Consider the following 19,570-nt stretch of genomic DNA (forward strand, 5'->3'; position numbering starts at 1 on the left):
TGTCCAAATTAATAAAAACTAAGCCATATTAAAATTGTGGATATAATGGATAGTATGCGACTTGAATGTTGATTAGTGTGAGCAATATCGTGCTTATTACATTGAAAATGTGGTTATGAAAGCGCGGTTGGCCAGGAATGACCTTATGAGAGATAAAAAAAGGGTTTCTTTACAGAAACCCTTTCCCAATTATATTGCAGGCCCGGTTAGCGCAATTATCACCGGGCCTTTTTTTTTATGACTTTTTGATCTGCGCGTGCATTTCCTGAACCGAGGTCACCTTCTCGGTAGCATCGGCATTCAGCGCCATCGCCGTTGCGAAACCACCGTTCAGGGTGGTGTCATAATGCACTTTGTACTGCAGTGCGCTGCGGCGAATCAGCTTGGAGTCTTCAATCGCCTGACGGCCTTCAGTAGTGTTGATGATGTAAGTGTACTCGCCATTCTTGATACGGTCCTGAATGTGCGGACGGCCTTCATGCACCTTGTTCACCAGACGTGGATTGATACCCGCTTCGCCCAGCACAATCGCGGTGCCGTGCGTCGCATCCAACTCGAAACCAAACTTCAGCAGCTTCGCCGCCAGGTCAACCACGCGCTCTTTATCGCCTTCGCGAACGGAGAGCAGCGCACGCCCCTGTTTTTTCATGGTGGAGCTGCTGCCGAGCTGTGCCTTGGCGAACGCTTCCGCGAAGGTACGGCCCACGCCCATCACCTCACCAGTAGAGCGCATTTCTGGCCCTAACAGCGGATCAACGCCCGGGAACTTGTTGAACGGCAGCACCACTTCTTTTACCGAGTAGTACGGCGGGATAACTTCTTTGGTGACGCCCTGCTGTGCCAGCGTTTTCCCGACCATCACGCGCGCTGCAACTTTCGCCAACGGTACGCCCGTTGCCTTGGAGACGAACGGAACGGTACGCGCCGCACGCGGGTTCACTTCAATCAGGTAAACTTCGTTATTCTTCACCGCAAACTGGACGTTCATCAGACCGCGAACCTGCAGTTCGAAGGCCAGTTTCTGCACCTGCTGGCGCATCACATCCTGAATTTCCTGGCTCAGGGTATACGCAGGCAGAGAACATGCGGAGTCACCGGAGTGCACGCCCGCCTGTTCGATGTGCTCCATGATACCGCCAATCAGCACCATTTCGCCGTCGCAGATGGCGTCCACGTCCACTTCAACCGCGTCATCAAGGAAACGGTCCAGCAGTACCGGCGCATCGTTAGAAACGCTGACCGCGGTCTGGAAGTAGCGACGCAGGTCGGCTTCGTCGTAGACGATTTCCATCGCGCGGCCGCCGAGAACGTAGGACGGACGCACCACCAGCGGGTAGCCAATCTCTTTCGCCTTCTCAACCGCCATTTCAATGGCGGTCACGGTGGCGTTAGCCGGTTGTTTCAGCTTCAGACGGTCAACCGCCTGCTGGAAGCGTTCACGGTCTTCCGCACGGTCGATTGCATCCGGGCTGGTGCCGATAACCGGCACGCCTGCCGCTTCCAGCGCGCGCGCCAGCTTCAGCGGAGTCTGGCCGCCGTACTGCACGATAACGCCTTTCGGCTTCTCGATGCGCACGATTTCCAGCACGTCTTCCAGCGTTACCGGCTCGAAGTACAGACGGTCGGAGGTATCGTAGTCGGTAGAAACGGTTTCTGGGTTACAGTTGACCATGATGGTCTCGTAACCGTCTTCGCGCAGCGCCAGCGAGGCGTGTACGCAGCAGTAGTCGAATTCAATGCCCTGACCGATACGGTTTGGACCACCGCCCAGCACCATAATCTTGTCGCGATCCTGAGTTGGATTCGCTTCGCACTCGTCTTCATAAGTGGAGTACATGTAAGCGGTGTCGGTGGCAAATTCTGCCGCGCAGGTATCCACGCGCTTGTAGACCGGGTGCAGGTTATATTGGTCACGCAGCTTGCGGATTTCCGCTTCGCGTACGCCGGCCAGTTTCGCCAGACGCGCATCGGCGAAACCTTTGCGCTTCAGTACGCGCAAGAAGTCAGCGTCGAGGCCGTTGATGCCAAGGTCTGTGACTTTTTCTTCCAGGCGCACCAGTTCTTCAATCTGCACCAGGAACCAGCGGTCGATGTTGGTCAGGTTGAACACGCCATCGACGGACAGGCCAGCACGGAAAGCATCGGCGATGTACCAGATACGCTCGGCGCCCGCGTCTTTCAGCTCGCGGCGGATTTTGGTCAGCGCTTCCGGGTCATCCAGACTTACTTTCGGGTCGAAGCCGGTCGCGCCCACTTCCAGACCGCGCAGCGCTTTTTGCAGAGACTCCTGCTGGGTGCGGCCAATCGCCATCACTTCACCGACAGATTTCATCTGGGTGGTCAGACGGTCGTTAGCGCCAACAAATTTCTCGAAGTTGAAGCGTGGAATTTTCGTCACAACGTAGTCGATGGACGGCTCAAACGAAGCCGGAGTCCGCCCGCCAGTGATGTCGTTCATCAGTTCGTCGAGGGTGTAACCTACCGCCAGCTTGGCTGCGACTTTAGCAATCGGGAAGCCGGTTGCTTTGGACGCCAGCGCCGAGGAGCGGGAGACGCGCGGGTTCATCTCGATAACAATCAGACGGCCGTTTTTCGGGTTTACTGCAAACTGGACGTTAGAACCACCGGTTTCAACGCCGATTTCACGCAGTACCGCCATCGAGGCGTTACGCATGATTTGATATTCTTTGTCGGTCAGCGTCTGGGCTGGCGCAACGGTGATGGAGTCACCGGTATGGATGCCCATCGCGTCGAAGTTTTCGATGGAGCAGACGATGATGCAGTTGTCGTTTTTATCACGTACCACTTCCATCTCGTACTCTTTCCAGCCAATCAGCGATTCATCAATCAGCAGTTCGTTGGTTGGGGAAAGATCCAGACCGCGTTCGCAAATTTCTTCAAACTCTTCGCGGTTGTAGGCGATACCGCCGCCGGTGCCACCCATGGTGAAGGACGGACGGATAATGCACGGGAAGCCGACGTCAGCGGCAACCGCCAGCGCTTCTTCCATGGTGTGAGCGATGCCTGAACGTGCGGTATCGAGACCGATTTTTTTCATCGCGATGTCGAAGCGACGACGGTCTTCCGCTTTATCAATGGCATCCGCCGTCGCGCCAATCATGGTCACGCCGAACTCAGCCAGTACGCCCTGACGTTCCAGCTCCAGCGCACAGTTCAGCGCCGTCTGACCGCCCATGGTTGGCAGCACCGCATCCGGGCGCTCTTTCTCAATGATTTTGCGTACCACTTCCCAGTGAATCGGCTCGATGTAGGTGGCATCGGCCATTTCCGGGTCGGTCATGATGGTCGCCGGGTTGGAGTTCACCAGAATAACGCGGTAACCCTCTTCACGCAGGGCTTTACACGCCTGCGCGCCGGAATAGTCAAACTCACACGCCTGACCGATAACGATCGGACCCGCGCCCAGAATCAGGATACTTTTTATGTCTGTACGTTTTGGCATGGCTCTTTTACTCCTGATTATTTCGCGGACTGACGGTATTGCTCAATTAACTCGATAAAGTGGTCGAACAGCGGCGCAGCGTCGTGTGGACCCGGGCTTGCTTCAGGGTGCCCCTGGAAGCTGAACGCCGGTTTGTCGGTACGATGAATCCCCTGCAGGGTGCCGTCGAACAGCGACTTGTGGGTCACGCGCAGGTTGGCAGGCATGGAGGCCTCCTCGACCGCAAAACCGTGGTTCTGAGCGGTGATCATCACGGTGTTGTTATCAATATCTTTTACCGGATGGTTGCCGCCGTGGTGGCCAAACTTCATCTTAATGGTCTTCGCACCGCTTGCCAGCGCCAGCAGTTGATGGCCGAGGCAGATGCCAAATACCGGAATATCGGTTTCGAGGAATTTCTGAATCGCGGTAATCGCGTAGTCGCACGGCGCCGGATCGCCAGGGCCGTTGGACAGGAAGATACCGTCCGGATTCATCTTCAGCACATCTTCAGCAGAGGTTTTCGCCGGCACAACCGTCAGGCGGCAGCCGCGATCCGCTAACATACGCAGAATGTTACGTTTAGCGCCGAAATCGTAGGCCACTACGTGGAACGGCAGTTCATCGGCAGATTTAGCTTCCGGCAGGTCACCGGCCAGCGTCCAGCTACCTTGCGTCCAGCTATAAGGCTCCGCGGTGGTCACTTCTTTCGCCAGATCCATGCCGTTCAGACCCGGGAAGGCTTTCGCTTTTTCCAGCGCCAGCGCCGCATCCGGGTTATCACCCGCGATAATGCAGCCGTTCTGTGCGCCCTTTTCACGCAGCAAACGCGTCAGCTTACGGGTATCGATATCGGCAATTGCCACAATATTATGGCGTTTGAGGTAAGAAGAGAGGTCTTCGGTATCGCGGAAGTTGCTGGCAATCAGCGGCAGGTCGCGGATGACCAGGCCTTGCGCATGTACTTGAGAAGATTCTGCATCGGCTTCATTGGTGCCGACATTACCGATATGAGGATAAGTAAGAGTGACGATTTGGCGGGAATAGGAAGGATCAGTGAGGATTTCTTGATAACCGGTCATTGAAGTATTGAAAACGACTTCCCCAACCGCCGAACCTGTTGCCCCTATGGCCCGACCGTGAAACTGGGTTCCGTCTTCCAGAACCAATAGCGCTGACTTAATCAAAACACCCTCCAGAGAATATTCACTCACTTTATTTGCATATTAATTCATTAACACCTCATGAATCAATGCAAATTTGCTTACCTATGGATTTCTGGCAAACGGCGGCATTCTAGAGATAGCCCACGTAAAAGTCTACCCAAAAGGGCATTTTTTATTATTATTTTACGCCACTGAGATAAAACACACGATTTAACAGGCAAAAAGATCAGCTAACTTGGGGTGGAAAACGCTTGCGGAAGATAAAGAGTGTAAAAACAGGAAGCGCGATAGATAAAAGTGGACCATTTGGTCAAAATTTACATTGAAATAACAAAATAACCCTGTAAAACATCAACAAATAGGTCATTAAATAAAAAATAAAATTAAAAAGCGAAAAATAAAAGGGCAATAAAATATTGCCCTATGTAATCAAATAGTTATGATTACAATAACCACATCACGAAGGGTAATAAAAGTTATAAACTGCGTAAATCAAGCACATCTTTCATATCAAAAAGACCGTTTGACTTTGATTTCAGCCAAATTGCCGATCGTACTGCGCCATTGGCAAAGGTCATGCGGCTGGAGGCTTTATGCGTGATCTCAATGCGCTCGCCAATATCGGCAAACATCGCGGTATGCTCACCAACGATATCTCCCGCCCGCACCGTGGCAAAACCGATCGTACCGGGTACGCGCTCACCGGTGTAACCTTCACGCGAATAGACGGCACACTCTTTTAAATCTTTATCCAGCGCCCCGGCAATCGCCTCCCCCATCGCCAGCGCAGTGCCTGACGGCGCATCCACTTTATGACGGTGATGGGCTTCAATAATCTCAATATCGGTGTAATCACCCATCACTTTCGCCGCCTTCTCCAGCAGCTTAAGCATGACGTTAACGCCAACGCTAAAGTTCGCGGCGAAAACGATAGCAATGTCCTGCGCAGCATCACAAATAGCCTGTTTGCCCGCGTCATCAAAGCCAGTGGTGCCAATCACCATCCCTTTACCGTGCTGGCGGCAAAACGCCAGATGCGCCAGCGTGCCTTCCGGGCGAGTAAAATCGATGAAAACATCAAAATCATCTTTCACCGCCTCAAGACTACTTTGCACGGTAACGCCCGTTTTACCGGCTCCCGCTAACTCTCCGGCATCGCTTCCCAGCAAAGAAGAACCTTCGCGCTCCAGCGCCGCGCCGAGCTGTACGCCATCCATGCCAAGAGTGGCCTGAATCAACTGACGCCCCATGCGCCCTCCGGCTCCCGCGATGGCAACGCGGATTTGTGCATCATGCATAGCTATTCTCTTTTGTTAATTTTACGTAAATCGTTTTCAGATTAACCAGCACATCGCTGCGCCGCCAGCCGAAAACGTCGATAATTAGAATTTAATGATAAACAGGCAGAGATATCAGTAAAAGGCATGACGATCAGCGAAAACCACATGATTCTCTGACCACCAGCGCAGGTGGCAGAATAATGCGTTTTGGAGGTTCGTCATTTCCCTGAATGCGACTAAAAAGTAACTCCCCAGCCTTGCGACCTATCTCTTTTGCGGCCACCGACACGGTGGTGAGCGCAGGTTGTACCAGCGCCGCTTCAGTGATGTCATCGAACCCCACCAGAGCAAAATCGCGCCCTGGTTCACGCCCCATTTTACGTAATGCCTGCATAACCCCAAGCGCCACAATATCCTGATAACAAACGGCGGCGGTAATTTCCGGGAACCGCATAAGAAGCGACTCTGCCACTTTTGCGCCGTCAATTTGGCTGGCCTGTGTCGCCACTATCCATTGCGGATTCGGCGATATTCCCTGCTCCAGCAACGTGCTGGTGAATCCACCGATACGCTGTGCCCGGCTCCCGGAACTTGGGCTACCACCGATAAACGCAATATTCTTATGCCCCATTTTGACTAAATGGGTGGTGGCCATTTGCGTACCGAGAAAGTTGTCGGTTCCCACAAAATCAAAATCAGGGTCGCTAAGAGGGCGAACCACCATGATGGCGGGAATATTGCGCCTTTTCAGCGCCTCGAAGAAGGAGGTCGGTGTTTCGCGCGCCGCGCAGAGCACCATGCCGCAGGCATTATTGCGCATCAACGAGTCGACAAATTTTTGCTGCCTTTCTCCTGACTCTTCACTGTTTGCCAGAAACAGAAGCAGGTCATGTCGCTCCATCTCATGGCTTAGCCCTGCAGTCATCTCACCGTAAAAAGGGTTAGTGATATCGTGTAACAACAATCCGACCTGATTACTGCTCCGGTTACGCAGGTTGGCGGCGGTTTGATTATAAACGTAGCCGGCATCGTCCAGCGCTTTGAGCACCCTGTCACGTGTGGCCTGAGAAATGCGCCCCCGGTTACGCAACACCATTGAAACGGTTGCCGTGGAGACTCCCGCGCGTTCAGCAACCTGCGCCAGCGTGACTGTAGTCATGACCTCTCCTGTTTATTTCGAAGGTTAATCGAATAACCGAAACATTGCCTTTTTACGTGTGATTCACATCACGCTAACGTGAATTTCACCGCACTGGATTCTGATTATGGCGGGTTAATCGCGTTAACCACACTATGAAAATAAGGTTAATCGATTAATCTTAAATAAGCCAACACGGAGACAGAATATGCGTACAACCTATAATAAATTCCCTGAGGTTAACGTTCAGGGCTATGACAACCACGCCTGGCAGGGTTGGTCGTCAATTCATTCAGTGCTTAACACCAGGGTTTCTACCGCCGCCAAAACCGTATTGATCGTGGATTGCTATCCGGGCGTGCGGCTTGACGAGCTGGAGCAACAGCTTGTTACGACATTAGATACCGCACTGGTGCTGAATATTGAATCCGCCCGCCGCGATGAGCAGGCCCTGCATGATTTACTGGCGCGTAACCTTACCGACGATCGCGTATTCGGCGTTCTCTCCTGTCATCACCTGGATGAATTTTTTGATAGCGACAAACTCAGCCAACTCCGCCAACAGATTGATGCCGTTACCTCAGGGCTGGTTGTCGTGTACGGCTCAGGCGCTGCGCTGGCACACCCTGGTGACGTACTGGTTTATGCCGATCTTCCGCGCTGGGAAATTCAACAGCGTATGCGTCATAACGGGCTGGGTAACTGGGGTGCAGAAAACCAGGATGAAGATATTCTTCGTCGTTACAAACGTGCTTTTTTCATTGAATGGCGGGTATTCGACAAACATAAAACGCCGTTACTCAAACGCGCCGATTATTTGCTCGATACCACGGTAGAAAATAGTCCCGCGATGGTCAGCGGGGACGCGTTACGCGCCGGTCTGCAACAAACCACCGAACAACCGTTTCGCGTTGCCCCTTTCTTTGACCCAGGCGTCTGGGGCGGGCAATGGATGAAACAACGCTTCGATCTCGATCCCTCAGCCCCCAATTACGCGTGGTGTTTTGATTGCGTGCCCGAGGAAAACAGCCTGTTACTGCGTTTTGGCAACGTGCGGATCGAGATCCCCTCTCAGGATCTGGTGCTGACCTGTCCCCGCCCCCTGCTGGGTGAAAAAGTTCACGCGCGCTTTGGCGCGGAATTCCCGATCCGTTTTGACTTCCTCGACACTATTGGCGGCCAGAATTTGAGTTTTCAGGTTCATCCGCTCACGGAGTACATTCAACAGCAGTTTGGTATGCACTATACCCAGGATGAGAGCTATTACATTCTCGAAGCTGAGCCGGACGCCGTGGTATATCTCGGGACCAAAACCGGGATCGCACCGCAGGATATGCTCGACGACCTCCGGGCCGCGGGTCGTGGCGAAAAAACCTTTGATGATGAACGATTCGTTAACCAGATCCCTGCACATAAACACGATCACTTCCTGATCCCCGCCGGAACCGTACACTGCTCGGGTGCAGGAACCATGGTGCTGGAGATCAGCGCAACGCCCTATATCTTCACCTTCAAGCTGTGGGATTGGGGCCGCTTAGGGTTAGACGGCTTACCGCGTCCGGTGCATCTGGATCACGGTCAGCAGGTTATTGACTGGCAGCGCGACACGCAATGGGTGCACGACAACCTCGTCAACCGTATTGAACCCCTTGCTGAAGGAGAGGGTTGGCGGGAAGAAAGAACCGGAATGCACGAACGCGAATTTATCGAAACGCGTCGCCATTGGTTTACGGCACCGCTCACTCACCATACCCATGGCGGCGTCAACGTCCTGAACCTGGTCGAGGGTGCGCAGGCCGTTGTTGAAAGCCCGAGCGGCGCGTTTCCCCCGTTTGTCGTCAACTATGCAGAGACCTTTATCATCCCTGCCGCCGTCGGAGAATATCGTATTTCGCCGTTTGGCAAAGGCATCGGTCAACAGCTCGCCACGATTAAAGCCTGGGTTAGAGGATAAGCGCATGATTAACGTAATTGTTGCCACCCATGGTCCCCTGGCGGACGCGCTTCTCGCCAGCGGTCGTATGGTTTATGGAGAATTACCGCATGTTTACCCCGTCACGCTGAGTGAACAGGCAGGTATCGAAGGGTTTAAAGCGACGTTCTCTCAGGTTCTCACCAGTGCCGGAAAAGACGCTGACGGCGTACTGGTGCTGTGTGACATGCAAAGCGGTACGCCGTGGAATGTCGCCTGCCATCATGCTTTTTCTTCACAAACGGTTCCTCCCGTTGCCGTCGTAGCGGGGGTCAATTTCCCGATGCTGTTACAAAGCGAGGAGATTTGCCATTTAACGGATGTTCACGCCGCAGCCGTCGAGCTGTTGGCGCTGACGATACCCACGCTGATTAAAGCCGCCCCGGTTTTATCCGTTCAGTCCGACGATTTTTAAAGGAAACCACTATGAGTATTTCTTTTGTACGTATCGATGACCGCGTAATCCATGGGCAGCTCGTGACACGTTGGGCCAAAGAGCTGCCCTGTGATGGGATCGTCGCTATAGACGACGCCGTCGCGGCCGACCCTTTGCTCTCTTCGGTGATGAAAGGCGCCGTACAGGACACCAAAGTTTGGTTGTTTGATACGGCCACCGCGATTGAAAAATTGCCAAAAGTCATTGCCAGCGAGAAACGTTATTTCGTCATTGGCAAATCACCCGTCACGCTCAAACGCATTGAAGAAGCAGGTATCAGCCTGAAAAATGACAACGGCAAGATTAATGTAGGTCCGATGAGCGCGCGTGCTGATACCACCACCATCGGCCCGAATCAGTCGGTCAACGGGGATGAAATTGCCGCCTTTGACTGGCTGACGCAACATGGACACCTGGTTGAGTTTCGCCTGGTTCCTGATGCCAGTTGCTACAGCTGGCAGGACGCACGTCAGAAGCTGAAATAAGGAGCGCACGATGATTATCGAAGCTACGTTGATTGGCATACTTTGCTATCTCGGCGCCCTCAGCAGTCCCTGGCTTCTGGGGCTGACCGGCGGCTGGTATCTGATCACCCGCCCGCTGATTTCCGGAATGCTGGTCGGGATAATTCTCGGCGACATTAAAACCGGGATCATGATTGGCGTCGCGGTTCAGGCGGTGTATATCGCGATGGTAACGCCTGGCGGTTCGATGCCGGCCGATCTCAACTTTGTCGCTTACCCCGCAATCGCCTTAGGGATCCTTTCAGGAAAAGGCCCCGAGGTCGCGGTCGCGCTGGCGGCGACCATCGGTATCGCCGGAACCATTTTGTTTAACGCGATGATGGTACTGAACTCTTTCTGGAATCACCGGGCAGATGTGGCGCTGGAACGGGGCGACGAACGCGGTATTTACCTGAACAGCGCCATCTGGCCACAGGTGACAAACTTTGTCCTGCGTTTTGTGCCAACTTTTATTGCGGTTTACTTCGGCGCGCAATACATCAGCGGTTTTATGGACAGCTTGCCGAAAATAGTTCTGTCAACGATGAACGTACTGGGCGGCATTTTACCCGCCGTCGGGATCGCGATTTTGCTGAAGCAGATCATCAAAAACTACACCATGCTGATCTACTTCCTCGTCGGTTTTGTCTGCATCGTATTTTTAAAACTCAACATGGTCGCGCTGGTGATCGTCGGTTCGCTGTTGGCGTTGATCCATTACAACTACAAACCGGAACCGCCGCAGGCCGCGAATGCAAAGTCGGTAGCCGATGATGATGAGGATGAATTCTGATGGAAGAACGTACACTTACGCGTAAAGATCTTCGCCGCTGCTGGCGCGCATGGATGATGCACAACTTGTCATCGATGAGTTTTGAACGTCTGGAATCTTTTGGCTTTTGTTTGAGTATGCTTCCGGTGGCGAAAAAGCTCTATCCCGACGCAGCCCAACGTACTGAAATGCTGCGCCGTCATGCCTCATTCTATAATACGGAACCCCAGATAGGCGCGATCGTAAACGGTATGGTGCTAGGGCTGGAGGAGAAAAAAGCGAACGGTGAGCCGATCGATGGGGAGACCATCAATACCCTGAAGGTTGGCCTGATGGGCCCTATTGCCGGGATCGGCGATTCAATGATCCCTGGCATGCTGATCCCTATCCTGCTCAGCATCGGCATGGCCCTGGCGGCCGGCGGTAACATTCTGGGGCCGCTGTTTTATACCGTTGCCTGGCTGGCCATCATCATTCCCGGTTCGTGGTTCTTGTTCCTGAAAGGCTACAAAATGGGTTCTGGCTCGGTGGAAATGCTGGTGAGCAGCAAGTCAGCCCGTCTGCGTGAAGCGTTATCGCTGCTGGGTGTGTTTGTCATGGGGGGCGTGGCGGCCAGCTACGTTAAACTTGGCACCGGACTGGAGTTTATTACCAAAGATGGGGTGAATATCCATGTTCAACAGATGCTGGACGGTATCTTCCCGCAGTTACTGCTGCTGATTGTGGTGCTTGGTACCTGGTATCTGATGGCCAAGCGCGGTGTGTCACCAGTGAAAGCGATGATTTTACTGTTGATACTGGCCGCCCTCGGCGTCGCCACGGGCCTGTTTGCGGGATAACACACAGAAAACGGTACAACCGGGGCTATGCCCTAATGTCAGTCAGTTAAGCATTATGGAGAACATGTGATTTCGGCTCAGGGTTCCGTTCACCTCAGTGGTATCACTTTTCTGAAGCGCAGATACCCGTGAACGTGCAAGAGAGGCTCACCGCCGCCTCCCTTGCATCCCAGGCTCCCGGCGGGAAAATCGTCGCTACGCGATTCATTCGTCTTATGCCGTCTGCCTGTCGGGCCGGGGCCGGGCCTGCGTCCCTGCAGGCCGCCCCCTCTGCCCGCATCCCTGCGGGCAGACCCGGTTAGCCGTCAACGCCTCATCGATTTTCAGCCGGAACGGGGTCATCGCTGCAACGCACTGACTTCCAGTTAACTCTGTTTTGCTGTTCAGATAAAAAGCGCAGGGGGTCAGGTGTGGGCTGGTCCGGCTGAAAATTGCCGACGTGTTTCCGTAAGGCCGGGAGAACCCGCAGGAATGCGGGTTCAGGGCGCGTTTTGCAGGGACGCTACCTCGCGCCCGGCCCGGTAGCCTGGAGGAATAAACGGAGGGGACCGCGGAGCGGCAATTTTCCCGCCGGGAGCCGGGGTTCAGTACAGATAGTACCCTTAACACGTTCACAGCTCGTATTGTCTTAGAGAAGTGATATCACTAAGGTGAACGTAGCAATACGCCGGAGGCAACAGATTCATTACCTCCGTAGGGCCACTCATCATCGTTAACTGACAAGCATTAGGGCTATGCCCCGGTTTTTTTATGGATGAAAGTTTTGCCATAGCTCGGGGTGCTTGTCCGGGCGTGAGATAAATTGGAAACGCGCCGGGTCCTCGATGAATTGTTGATAAACAGGTGCGGAAGTAATCGAGAATTCCGTATATTGTCTGGGCGTAACGGCCTGCAGTCGTCCAGGGATGTAACGCGGATTATGCTGCCAGATAACGTTGTTGCCCTGCAGCAGCGGATACCATGCCAGTCCTTTATGCGCACGCACGGCGTCGTACTCAAAACCATATTCACGATCGCACCACGCGCCAAAGGTTAACGGTACATCCGGGTCTGCGGATATAGTCGCATGCCCCCAACCGGGTGGTACCAACACTTTCTCACCGGGTCCGGCAATTACAGCAAAACAGCGGCCTGGGTCATCCTCAACATATTCCTGCATATAAATGATCGCTTTTCCCTGCCAGATTTCATAAAGCTCCGGCGGAGACCAGCCGCTGTGCTGACTAATACGATGAATATGTCCCTGACTACGCACCGGCTCTTCTCCCAGCCGTCCCGCCGCATAGGTCACCACGCCAAACAACAGCATCCGCTTTTTCAACTCTTCGCGATCCTGCATTCGCGCCACATCCATCGCTATGGCATACACCTCTTGCGGCCCTTCACAGTGCGGATCGCGCAGCGAGGCGCGAATCTGGTCAAGTTGACGAATCTCCGGCATCGGCCCGGTAACCTCATCCCCATAGCTAAAACCAAGCGGATGATGATGGACCGTCATATCCAGGCCGTAAGAATGCGCTAAGTCACCCATTCTGTACCTCCTTCGCCTGAACCGTCTTATTTTCCTCAAAGACCCTTATTCTGAAGCCGCTGGCGAGCGCTGCATAATCATGACCCGCAATCCCTGGCCATACGGCGAGCGCCGACAGAACCTCTTCCCCGGTGTTGATTAACCGATGCGCGGTAAAGCCGGGGATAATGTGGACAGATCCCGCGAATACTTTTTCCAGCCTCGCGTCGCCCTGCTCAGTTTGCAACAGCAGCAAACCGGTGCCACGCAGACCAAAATAGACTTCCCCCTGTTCGCGGCGCGCATGGAAATGCCCGCGGGTCATAAAATACTCACAGCCGACCCGGCCAGGGTAAAGATGGGTAACGCCGGTGTAGAGTTCACCTTCAGCGGGAGAGGTATCCAGCATCTCGACGTCATACACGACCTGCTCGCCAACCAGCTGTTGACGGGCGTGTTCATCGGCAAAAACGTCTGGAAGATCCTCAATACGGGTGGATTTACGCAATAACAGGCCATCAGCTAAAGCGCCGCTTGCCCACGCCACCTGCGGTGGCTGGATAAAAGAAAGGTTCATATGTGTCTCCGGCCCGAGGAGAACAACGGGATCAGATTAGCAGATTAATCGATTAACCTGCTATCGCTATCTGCATATTGCGGGCCGGATCACAGCCTCAAGGTGCCAGCGTAAGTACCTCTGCCACCCACTGCTGGAACCCCTCAACGTCCAGCCCCAGCGCGACCTGGGCATTTGCCGGATGCCCTAAACGTCCTTCAATGTCCACCACCGTCGTACCCGAGGTATATTCCCCCTGGGTTTCAACCGCCACGAAGCACGGCTGCAGGGTAAACAGTTCCGGGCGCACCAGCCAGGCAATAGCGCACAGGTCGTGCATTCGTAGCCCCGTATTCATACTGCCGCTACGGTAATGGCTAAACAGCGCGTGCAGCATTTTTCCCGTCTGGTTAAGCTGCGGCAACGTCGCCAGGTAGTCAGGGGTGAGCATGGCCTGATTAGTGACATCCAGTCCGCACATCACAATCTCCAGCCCGCTCTGGAAGACTTTTGCGGCGGCCTCGGGATCAATAGCAATATTAAACTCGGCGTTTGGCGTGAAGTTCCCGCGCCCGGCAGAACCGCCCATAATCACCAGACGGTGAATGTTGAATATGCATTCAGGATAATGAGTCAGCAGCAGCGCAATGTTGGTCAGGGGGCCAATTGCCACCAGCGTCACAGGCTGCGGGGCATGCATCAACGCATCGCGAATGGCCTGGAAGGCAGGTTTTGCCATCACCTGGCGGTCGTGTTCGACAAATTCATACCCTTCCATACCTGATTCACCGTGTACGGAAGCGGCATCTCGTAGCGGTCTCACCAGCGGCATCGATGCCCCCTGCGCCAGTGGAATATCCGCATTCCAGAAGTGCAGCAGTTGCAATGCATTACGGGTGGTTTTTTCCACCGACACATTACCTGCTACCGTGGTCATCAGTTGCAGATCCAGCTCAGGGGCAAACAGCGCGGCGGCAATAGCGGCAGCATCATCAATGCCGGGATCGGTATCAAGAATGATCGGTAAGCGCATGGTTTCTCCATAAAAAAATGCCAGACGTTAAGTCTGGCATCTTCTCATAATCGTAACCGGAAAGACTTACTCTACTTCACGAACATCCACACGCAGCTCTTTCGGTACTTCGAAAACGATGTTTTCTTCACGCCCTGCCAGCGGAATAGCTTCCCCACCGCCAAGCTCCTGCAGGCGAGCAATCACGTTTTGAACCAGGATATCAGGCGCCGAGGCACCGGCCGTCACGCCCACGCACCTGGCTTCTTTCACCCACGCTTCCTGGATATCGGTCGCATCGTCAATCAGATACGCCGCTTTCCCCATTCGTTGGGCCAGTTCAGCCAGACGGTTGGAGTTAGAAGAGTTTTTCGAGCCGACCACCAGCACAACATCGGCCTGCTCTGCCAGCGCACGGACCGCTTCCTGGCGGTTGGTCGTGGCATAACAGATATCGTCTTTGCGCGGCCCGACAATTTTCGGGAAACGGCTTCGCAACGCGTCAATAACGTCAGAGGTGTCATCAACGGAGAGAGTGGTCTGCGTCATGAAGGACAATTTACCTTCATTTTTTACATTCAGTTTCAGCACATCTTCAGGTGATTCGACCAGATACATTCCCCCCTGCGGGTTACTGTACTGGCCCATCGTGCCTTCAACTTCCGGATGCCCGGCGTGACCAATTAAAATTGACTCTTCACCGCGACGGCTGGCGCGGGCAACTTCCATATGCACTTTCGTTACCAGCGGGCAGGTCGCATCAAAAACCGTGAGGTCGCGGCCTTTGGCTTCGTTACGCACCGCCTGAGACACACCATGAGCGGAGAAAATCAGGATCGCGCCATCCGGTACTTCACTGATTTGCTCAATAAAAATAGCGCCGCGCTCGCGCAGGCTATCCACCACATAGCGGTTATGCACCACTTCATGACGGACATAAATCGGTGCGCCGTAAATAGCCAGCGCGTTTTCCACAATGCTGATAGCGCGGTCTACGCCAGCGCAAAAACCGCGCGGGTTGGCCAACAGGATCTGCATTTTACGCCTCCAGTGCCGGTTCGACTTCCAGCACTTCAATATCAAAATGAACGGTATGCCCGGCCAGCGGATGGTTGAAATCAACCGTGATCGAGTCACCGTTGATTTCGCGGATCACACCAGGCATCTCACTGCCGTCCATTGCGGTAAAGAGCATGATAGCGCCAATTTCTGGCTCACCCGCGTCCATAAATTCCCGACGCGAGAAATACTGAATTAAGTCCGGGCTGGACACGCCGAAGGCGGCATCCGGCTCCAGAGCAAAAGTGGTTTTATCACCTTCTTTTAACCCCAGCAGGTGTTGTTCCAGTCCTTCAGACAGAGAACCGTCGCCCAGGCGAAACAGCGCAGGCTTGCCGTTATTGCGGGTTGACTCTGCGGTGGAGCCATCGTCGAGCTTAAGGGTGAAGTGCACCAGCACCGCACTGTTACTCTGTACTGATTTAGACATGCAGGTTGCTCTTTAAAATTGCTGCCGCCTGTTTGCCCGATAGCGCTACGCTTACCGGGCCTACAAGGATCGCAGTATATTGTAGGCCGGATTAGCATAGCGCCATCCGGCATTTTTTTATGCGGCTTTTTTCTCTTTCGACGGTAAGAAGCCTTCGAGGACAATCAATGCCGCACCGATACAGATCGCCGTATCGGCAAGGTTGAATGTCGCGAAATGCCAGTCACCGACGTAAAAGTCAATCATATCAACCACGAAGCCGTGCCACAGGCGGTCGAACAGGTTGCCCAGCGCACCGCCAATGATTAACGCATACGCGATGTTGTTTAGCTTCTGCGTCGCCTTCGAGCGATACATCATCACCATCAGGATAACGCAGATACCAATGGCGATACCGGCAAAGAACCAACGTTGCCAGCCACCGCTGTCGGCTAAGAAGCTAAACGCCGCGCCATAGTTACGCGCGTAGTGCAGATTAAGCGACGGGAACAGCGACACCGTATCCCCCAGAGCAAAGTTCTGGAGGATCAGGTATTTGCTGCCTAAATCGATAATCAGCACGACTACCACCAGCCACAGCCAGCGTAGTCCTGTTGAACAGAGAGGCTTACTCATCAGGCAAACTTACGTTGTTCGCCATCACCGGCGATGTTGCTGACACAGCGTCCGCAGATATCTGCATGTTCCGCCACCTGGCCGACATCGGTAGTGTAATGCCAGCAGCGCGGACATTTCTCACCTTCGGCTTTGCTCAGTACGATTTTCAGACCTTTAAGCAGTTCGCTCTGCTGAGCGTCAGCAGGAGCCGCTGCATAATCCGCAACCGTCGCACCGGAGGTCAGCAGAACAAAGCGCAACTCTTCGCCCAGCGCGGTCAGTTTCGCCGCCAGCTCTGGTTCAGCGTACAGAGTAACCGCCGCTTCCAGCGAACCACCGACTTTCTTATCCGCACGTGCCTGTTCGATGACCTTGTTCACTTCGCCGCGCACTTTCAGCAACTCGTCCCAGTAGGCATCGTTCATCGCTTCGGTTTCGCCTAAGCCAAACAGACCTTCGTACCATTCACCGGTAAAGACGTACTTCTCACGATCGCCCGGCAGGTAACCCCAGATTTCATCGGCGGTGAAGGACATGATCGGCGCCATCCAGCGTACCAGTGCTTCTGCAATATGGAACAGCGCAGTCTGGCAACTACGACGCGCCACACTGTCCGCTTTCGCGGTGTACTGACGGTCTTTGATGATGTCGAGGTAGAACGAACCCATTTCTACGGAGCAGAAGCGCATCAGGCGCTGTACTACTTCGTGGAAGTCATAGGCTTCATAAGCTTTCAGGATCTCTTCCTGCGCAGCTTGCGCACAACCTACCGCCCAGCGATCCAGCACCACCATCTCTTCCGGTTTCACCATATCTTTTACCGGATCGAACCCGTTCAGGTTCGCCAGCAGGAAGCGCGCGGTGTTACGGATACGACGATAGCTGTCGGCAGCACGTTTCAGGATTTCGTCAGAAACGGCCATTTCGCCGGTATAGTCGGTAGAGGCGACCCACAGACGCAGAATATCCGCGCCCAGTTTGTTCATTACGTCCTGCGGGCTTACGGTGTTACCGATAGACTTGGACATTTTACGACCCTGACCATCAACGGTGAAACCGTGGGTCAGTACCTGACGGTATGGCGCTTTGCCCTTCATTGCAGTGGAGATCATCAGAGAAGACATGAACCAGCCGCGGTGCTGGTCAGAACCTTCCAGATACATATCTGCCGCATGGCCTGCAAACTCAGGACGCACGTCCACAACGGATGAGTGGGTTGAACCGGAGTCGAACCACACGTCCAGCGTATCCGGGACTTTGACATACTGGTCAGCTTCATCGCCGAGGATATCTTTCGGATCGAGATCCCACCACGCCTGGATGCCGTCAACTTCAACGCGTTTGGCCACTTCTTCCATCAGTTCGATAGCACGCGGATGCAGCTCTTCGGTGTCTTTGTGAACAAACAGAGACATCGGCACCCCCCACGTACGCTGACGGGAGATACACCAGTCAGGACGGTTGGCAACCATCGATTCAATACGTGCCTGGCCCCAATCCGGGATCCATTGCACGCCTTTGATCTCTTTTAGCGACTGCGCGCGCAGACCTTTCTGATCCATGCTGACGAACCACTGCGGAGTCGCACGGAAGATGATCGGCGATTTGTGGCGCCAGCAGCACGGGTAGCTGTGCTGCATCTTCTCAACGTGCAGCAGAGCGCCTTTATCGCTCAGCAGCGCAACGATTTTGTCGTTGGCTTTAAAGACGTTCACACCGTCCAGATCCGGATAGGTACCCGCCAGATATGCGCCGTCCGGGCCAACCGGGTTAGCGATTTCCAGACCGTATTTCTGGCTAATGACGTAGTCATCCGGACCGTGGCCACCGGCGGTATGGACCGCACCAGTACCCGCATCCAGCGTAACGTGATCGCCAAGAATAGCCGGCACGTCAAAACCCATAAACGGATGGGTAAAGCGCAGCAGTTCCAGCTCGGCGCCTTTTACGGTGCCCAGAATAGTGTATTCAGCCGCACCAATACGCTGCATGACGCTTTCAACCAGATCCTTCGCCAGAATCACAGCCTGCCCGTCAATCTGCACCAGCGCATAGTCAAAATCAGGCGCCAGAGAGATTGCGCGGTTCGCCGGTAACGTCCACGGGGTGGTAGTCCAGATAACCAGTGAGATCGGGCCATTGACGTCAGAAACGCCAAATTTCGCTTTTACCGCGTCCTGATCGGCGGCGTGGAACGCAACGTCGATGGACGGGGAGGTTTTGTCATAATACTCAACTTCCGCTTCCGCCAGCGCGGAACGGCAATCAACGCACCAGTGCACCGGCTTCGCACCTTTGTGCAGGTGACCGTTGCCGATGATTTTACCCAGCGCACGAATGATGTTGGCTTCAGTTTTGAAGTCCATGGTCAGGTACGGATGCGACCAGTCGCCCAGCACGCCAAGACGGATAAAGTCTTTACGCTGACCGTCAACCTGCGTCGCTGCGTATTCACGGCATTTGGCGCGGAACTCAGCGGCGGTGAACTTCTCGCCCGGCTTGCCGTATTCCTGCTCTACTTTCAGCTCGATAGGCAGACCGTGGCAGTCCCAGCCCGGAACGTAAGGCGAGTCGAATCCCGTGAGTCCTTTGGACTTCACGATAATGTCTTTCAGAATCTTGTTAACCGAGTGACCAATATGAATGCTGCCATTCGCATAAGGAGGGCCATCATGCAGAATGAAGGTTTTTTTGCCTTTTTTGGCCGCACGAATGATGCCGTACAGGTCATCATCAGTCCAACGCGCCAGCATTCCCGGTTCACGCTTGGCGAGATCGCCGCGCATCGGGAACCCTGTTTCCGGCAAATTCAGGGTTGATTTATAGTCACTCATCAGATTCTCGGTTCCGTATTTAAA

16 protein-coding genes are annotated in these 19,570 nt (G+C 54.1%); 5 read left to right on the plus strand and 11 right to left on the minus strand.

All coding sequences use genetic code 11. From position 1 onward, the window contains the following. Positions 1-235: 235 nt before the first annotated feature. The 4 genes from carB to HV350_RS20645 all read right to left on the minus strand — a co-directional run bounded on the left by carB (position 236) and on the right by HV350_RS20645 (position 7,047). Positions 236-3,463: a carbamoyl-phosphate synthase large subunit gene (gene carB, locus HV350_RS20630; protein ID WP_016151650.1), complete on the minus strand. Its 3,228-nt coding sequence runs from the start codon at positions 3,461-3,463 to the stop codon at positions 236-238. A 17-nt stretch (positions 3,464-3,480) separates the two neighbouring features. Then, positions 3,481-4,629: a glutamine-hydrolyzing carbamoyl-phosphate synthase small subunit gene (gene carA / locus HV350_RS20635; protein ID WP_103283466.1), complete on the minus strand. Its 1,149-nt coding sequence runs from the start codon at positions 4,627-4,629 to the stop codon at positions 3,481-3,483. Positions 4,630-5,084: 455 nt separating this feature from the next. Beyond that, complete coding sequence (dapB, locus tag HV350_RS20640) at positions 5,085-5,906, minus strand: 4-hydroxy-tetrahydrodipicolinate reductase (protein WP_181629236.1); 822 nt, start codon at positions 5,904-5,906, stop codon at positions 5,085-5,087. A gap of 133 nt (positions 5,907-6,039) precedes the next feature. Continuing rightward, a complete protein-coding gene (locus tag HV350_RS20645; RefSeq protein ID WP_181629238.1) occupies positions 6,040-7,047 on the minus strand; it encodes a LacI family DNA-binding transcriptional regulator in 1,008 nt (335 codons plus the stop codon). 187 nt (positions 7,048-7,234) lie between these two features. Between HV350_RS20645 and HV350_RS20650 the strand changes: the two genes are divergently transcribed. The 5 genes from HV350_RS20650 to HV350_RS20670 are packed head-to-tail and all read left to right on the plus strand — an operon-like array spanning position 7,235 to position 11,548. After that, positions 7,235-8,980, plus strand: a complete 1,746-nt coding sequence (locus HV350_RS20650) for a class I mannose-6-phosphate isomerase (protein WP_181629240.1) — start codon at positions 7,235-7,237, stop codon at positions 8,978-8,980. 4 nt (positions 8,981-8,984) lie between these two features. Further along, on the plus strand, positions 8,985-9,413 hold the full coding sequence (locus tag HV350_RS20655) for a hypothetical protein (protein WP_016155663.1): 429 nt from the start codon (positions 8,985-8,987) through the stop codon (positions 9,411-9,413). Between the two features lie 11 nt (positions 9,414-9,424). Then, positions 9,425-9,919, plus strand: coding sequence for a PTS sugar transporter subunit IIB (locus tag HV350_RS20660; protein ID WP_049268603.1), 495 nt, complete (start codon positions 9,425-9,427; stop codon positions 9,917-9,919). A gap of 10 nt (positions 9,920-9,929) precedes the next feature. Further along, positions 9,930-10,730 (plus strand): PTS sugar transporter subunit IIC, encoded by an 801-nt coding sequence (locus tag HV350_RS20665; RefSeq protein ID WP_016151644.1) that lies wholly within the window; start codon positions 9,930-9,932, stop codon positions 10,728-10,730. Then, entirely contained in the window at positions 10,730-11,548 is an 819-nt protein-coding gene (locus tag HV350_RS20670) for a PTS system mannose/fructose/sorbose family transporter subunit IID (protein WP_181629241.1), read from the plus strand. Before HV350_RS20665 ends, HV350_RS20670 begins: the two co-directional genes overlap by 1 nt. A gap of 748 nt (positions 11,549-12,296) precedes the next feature. Here HV350_RS20670 and HV350_RS20675 read toward each other — a convergent pair. The 7 genes from HV350_RS20675 to ileS all read right to left on the minus strand — a co-directional run bounded on the left by HV350_RS20675 (position 12,297) and on the right by ileS (position 19,546). After that, on the minus strand, positions 12,297-13,079 hold the full coding sequence (locus HV350_RS20675; RefSeq protein WP_047414458.1) for a glucose-6-phosphate isomerase family protein: 783 nt from the start codon (positions 13,077-13,079) through the stop codon (positions 12,297-12,299). After that, a complete protein-coding gene (locus HV350_RS20680; protein ID WP_047414460.1) occupies positions 13,072-13,635 on the minus strand; it encodes a glucose-6-phosphate isomerase family protein in 564 nt (187 codons plus the stop codon). The genes HV350_RS20675 and HV350_RS20680 overlap by 8 nt, the downstream gene beginning before the upstream one ends. 97 nt (positions 13,636-13,732) lie before the next feature. Then, positions 13,733-14,647, minus strand: coding sequence for a ribonucleoside hydrolase RihC (gene rihC, locus HV350_RS20685; protein ID WP_016155659.1), 915 nt, complete (start codon positions 14,645-14,647; stop codon positions 13,733-13,735). Between the two features lie 66 nt (positions 14,648-14,713). Then, a complete protein-coding gene (gene ispH, locus HV350_RS20690) occupies positions 14,714-15,664 on the minus strand; it encodes a 4-hydroxy-3-methylbut-2-enyl diphosphate reductase (RefSeq protein WP_016155658.1) in 951 nt (316 codons plus the stop codon). A 1-nt stretch (position 15,665) separates the two neighbouring features. Beyond that, the gene (gene fkpB, locus HV350_RS20695; RefSeq protein WP_003018929.1) at positions 15,666-16,115 is read right to left on the minus strand and encodes an FKBP-type peptidyl-prolyl cis-trans isomerase; all 450 of its coding nucleotides are present in this window, start codon (positions 16,113-16,115) and stop codon (positions 15,666-15,668) included. A 117-nt stretch (positions 16,116-16,232) separates the two neighbouring features. Continuing rightward, positions 16,233-16,730 (minus strand): signal peptidase II, encoded by a 498-nt coding sequence (gene lspA, locus HV350_RS20700; RefSeq protein ID WP_003018932.1) that lies wholly within the window; start codon positions 16,728-16,730, stop codon positions 16,233-16,235. Beyond that, complete coding sequence (ileS, locus tag HV350_RS20705) at positions 16,730-19,546, minus strand: isoleucine--tRNA ligase (RefSeq protein WP_016155657.1); 2,817 nt, start codon at positions 19,544-19,546, stop codon at positions 16,730-16,732. Before ileS ends, lspA begins: the two co-directional genes overlap by 1 nt. Between the last annotated feature and the right edge of the window lie 24 nt (positions 19,547-19,570).

The sequence above is a fragment of the Citrobacter sp. RHBSTW-01013 genome (genome assembly GCF_013781985.1).
In the GTDB taxonomy this organism is placed as follows: Bacteria; Pseudomonadota; Gammaproteobacteria; order Enterobacterales; family Enterobacteriaceae; genus Citrobacter; species Citrobacter braakii.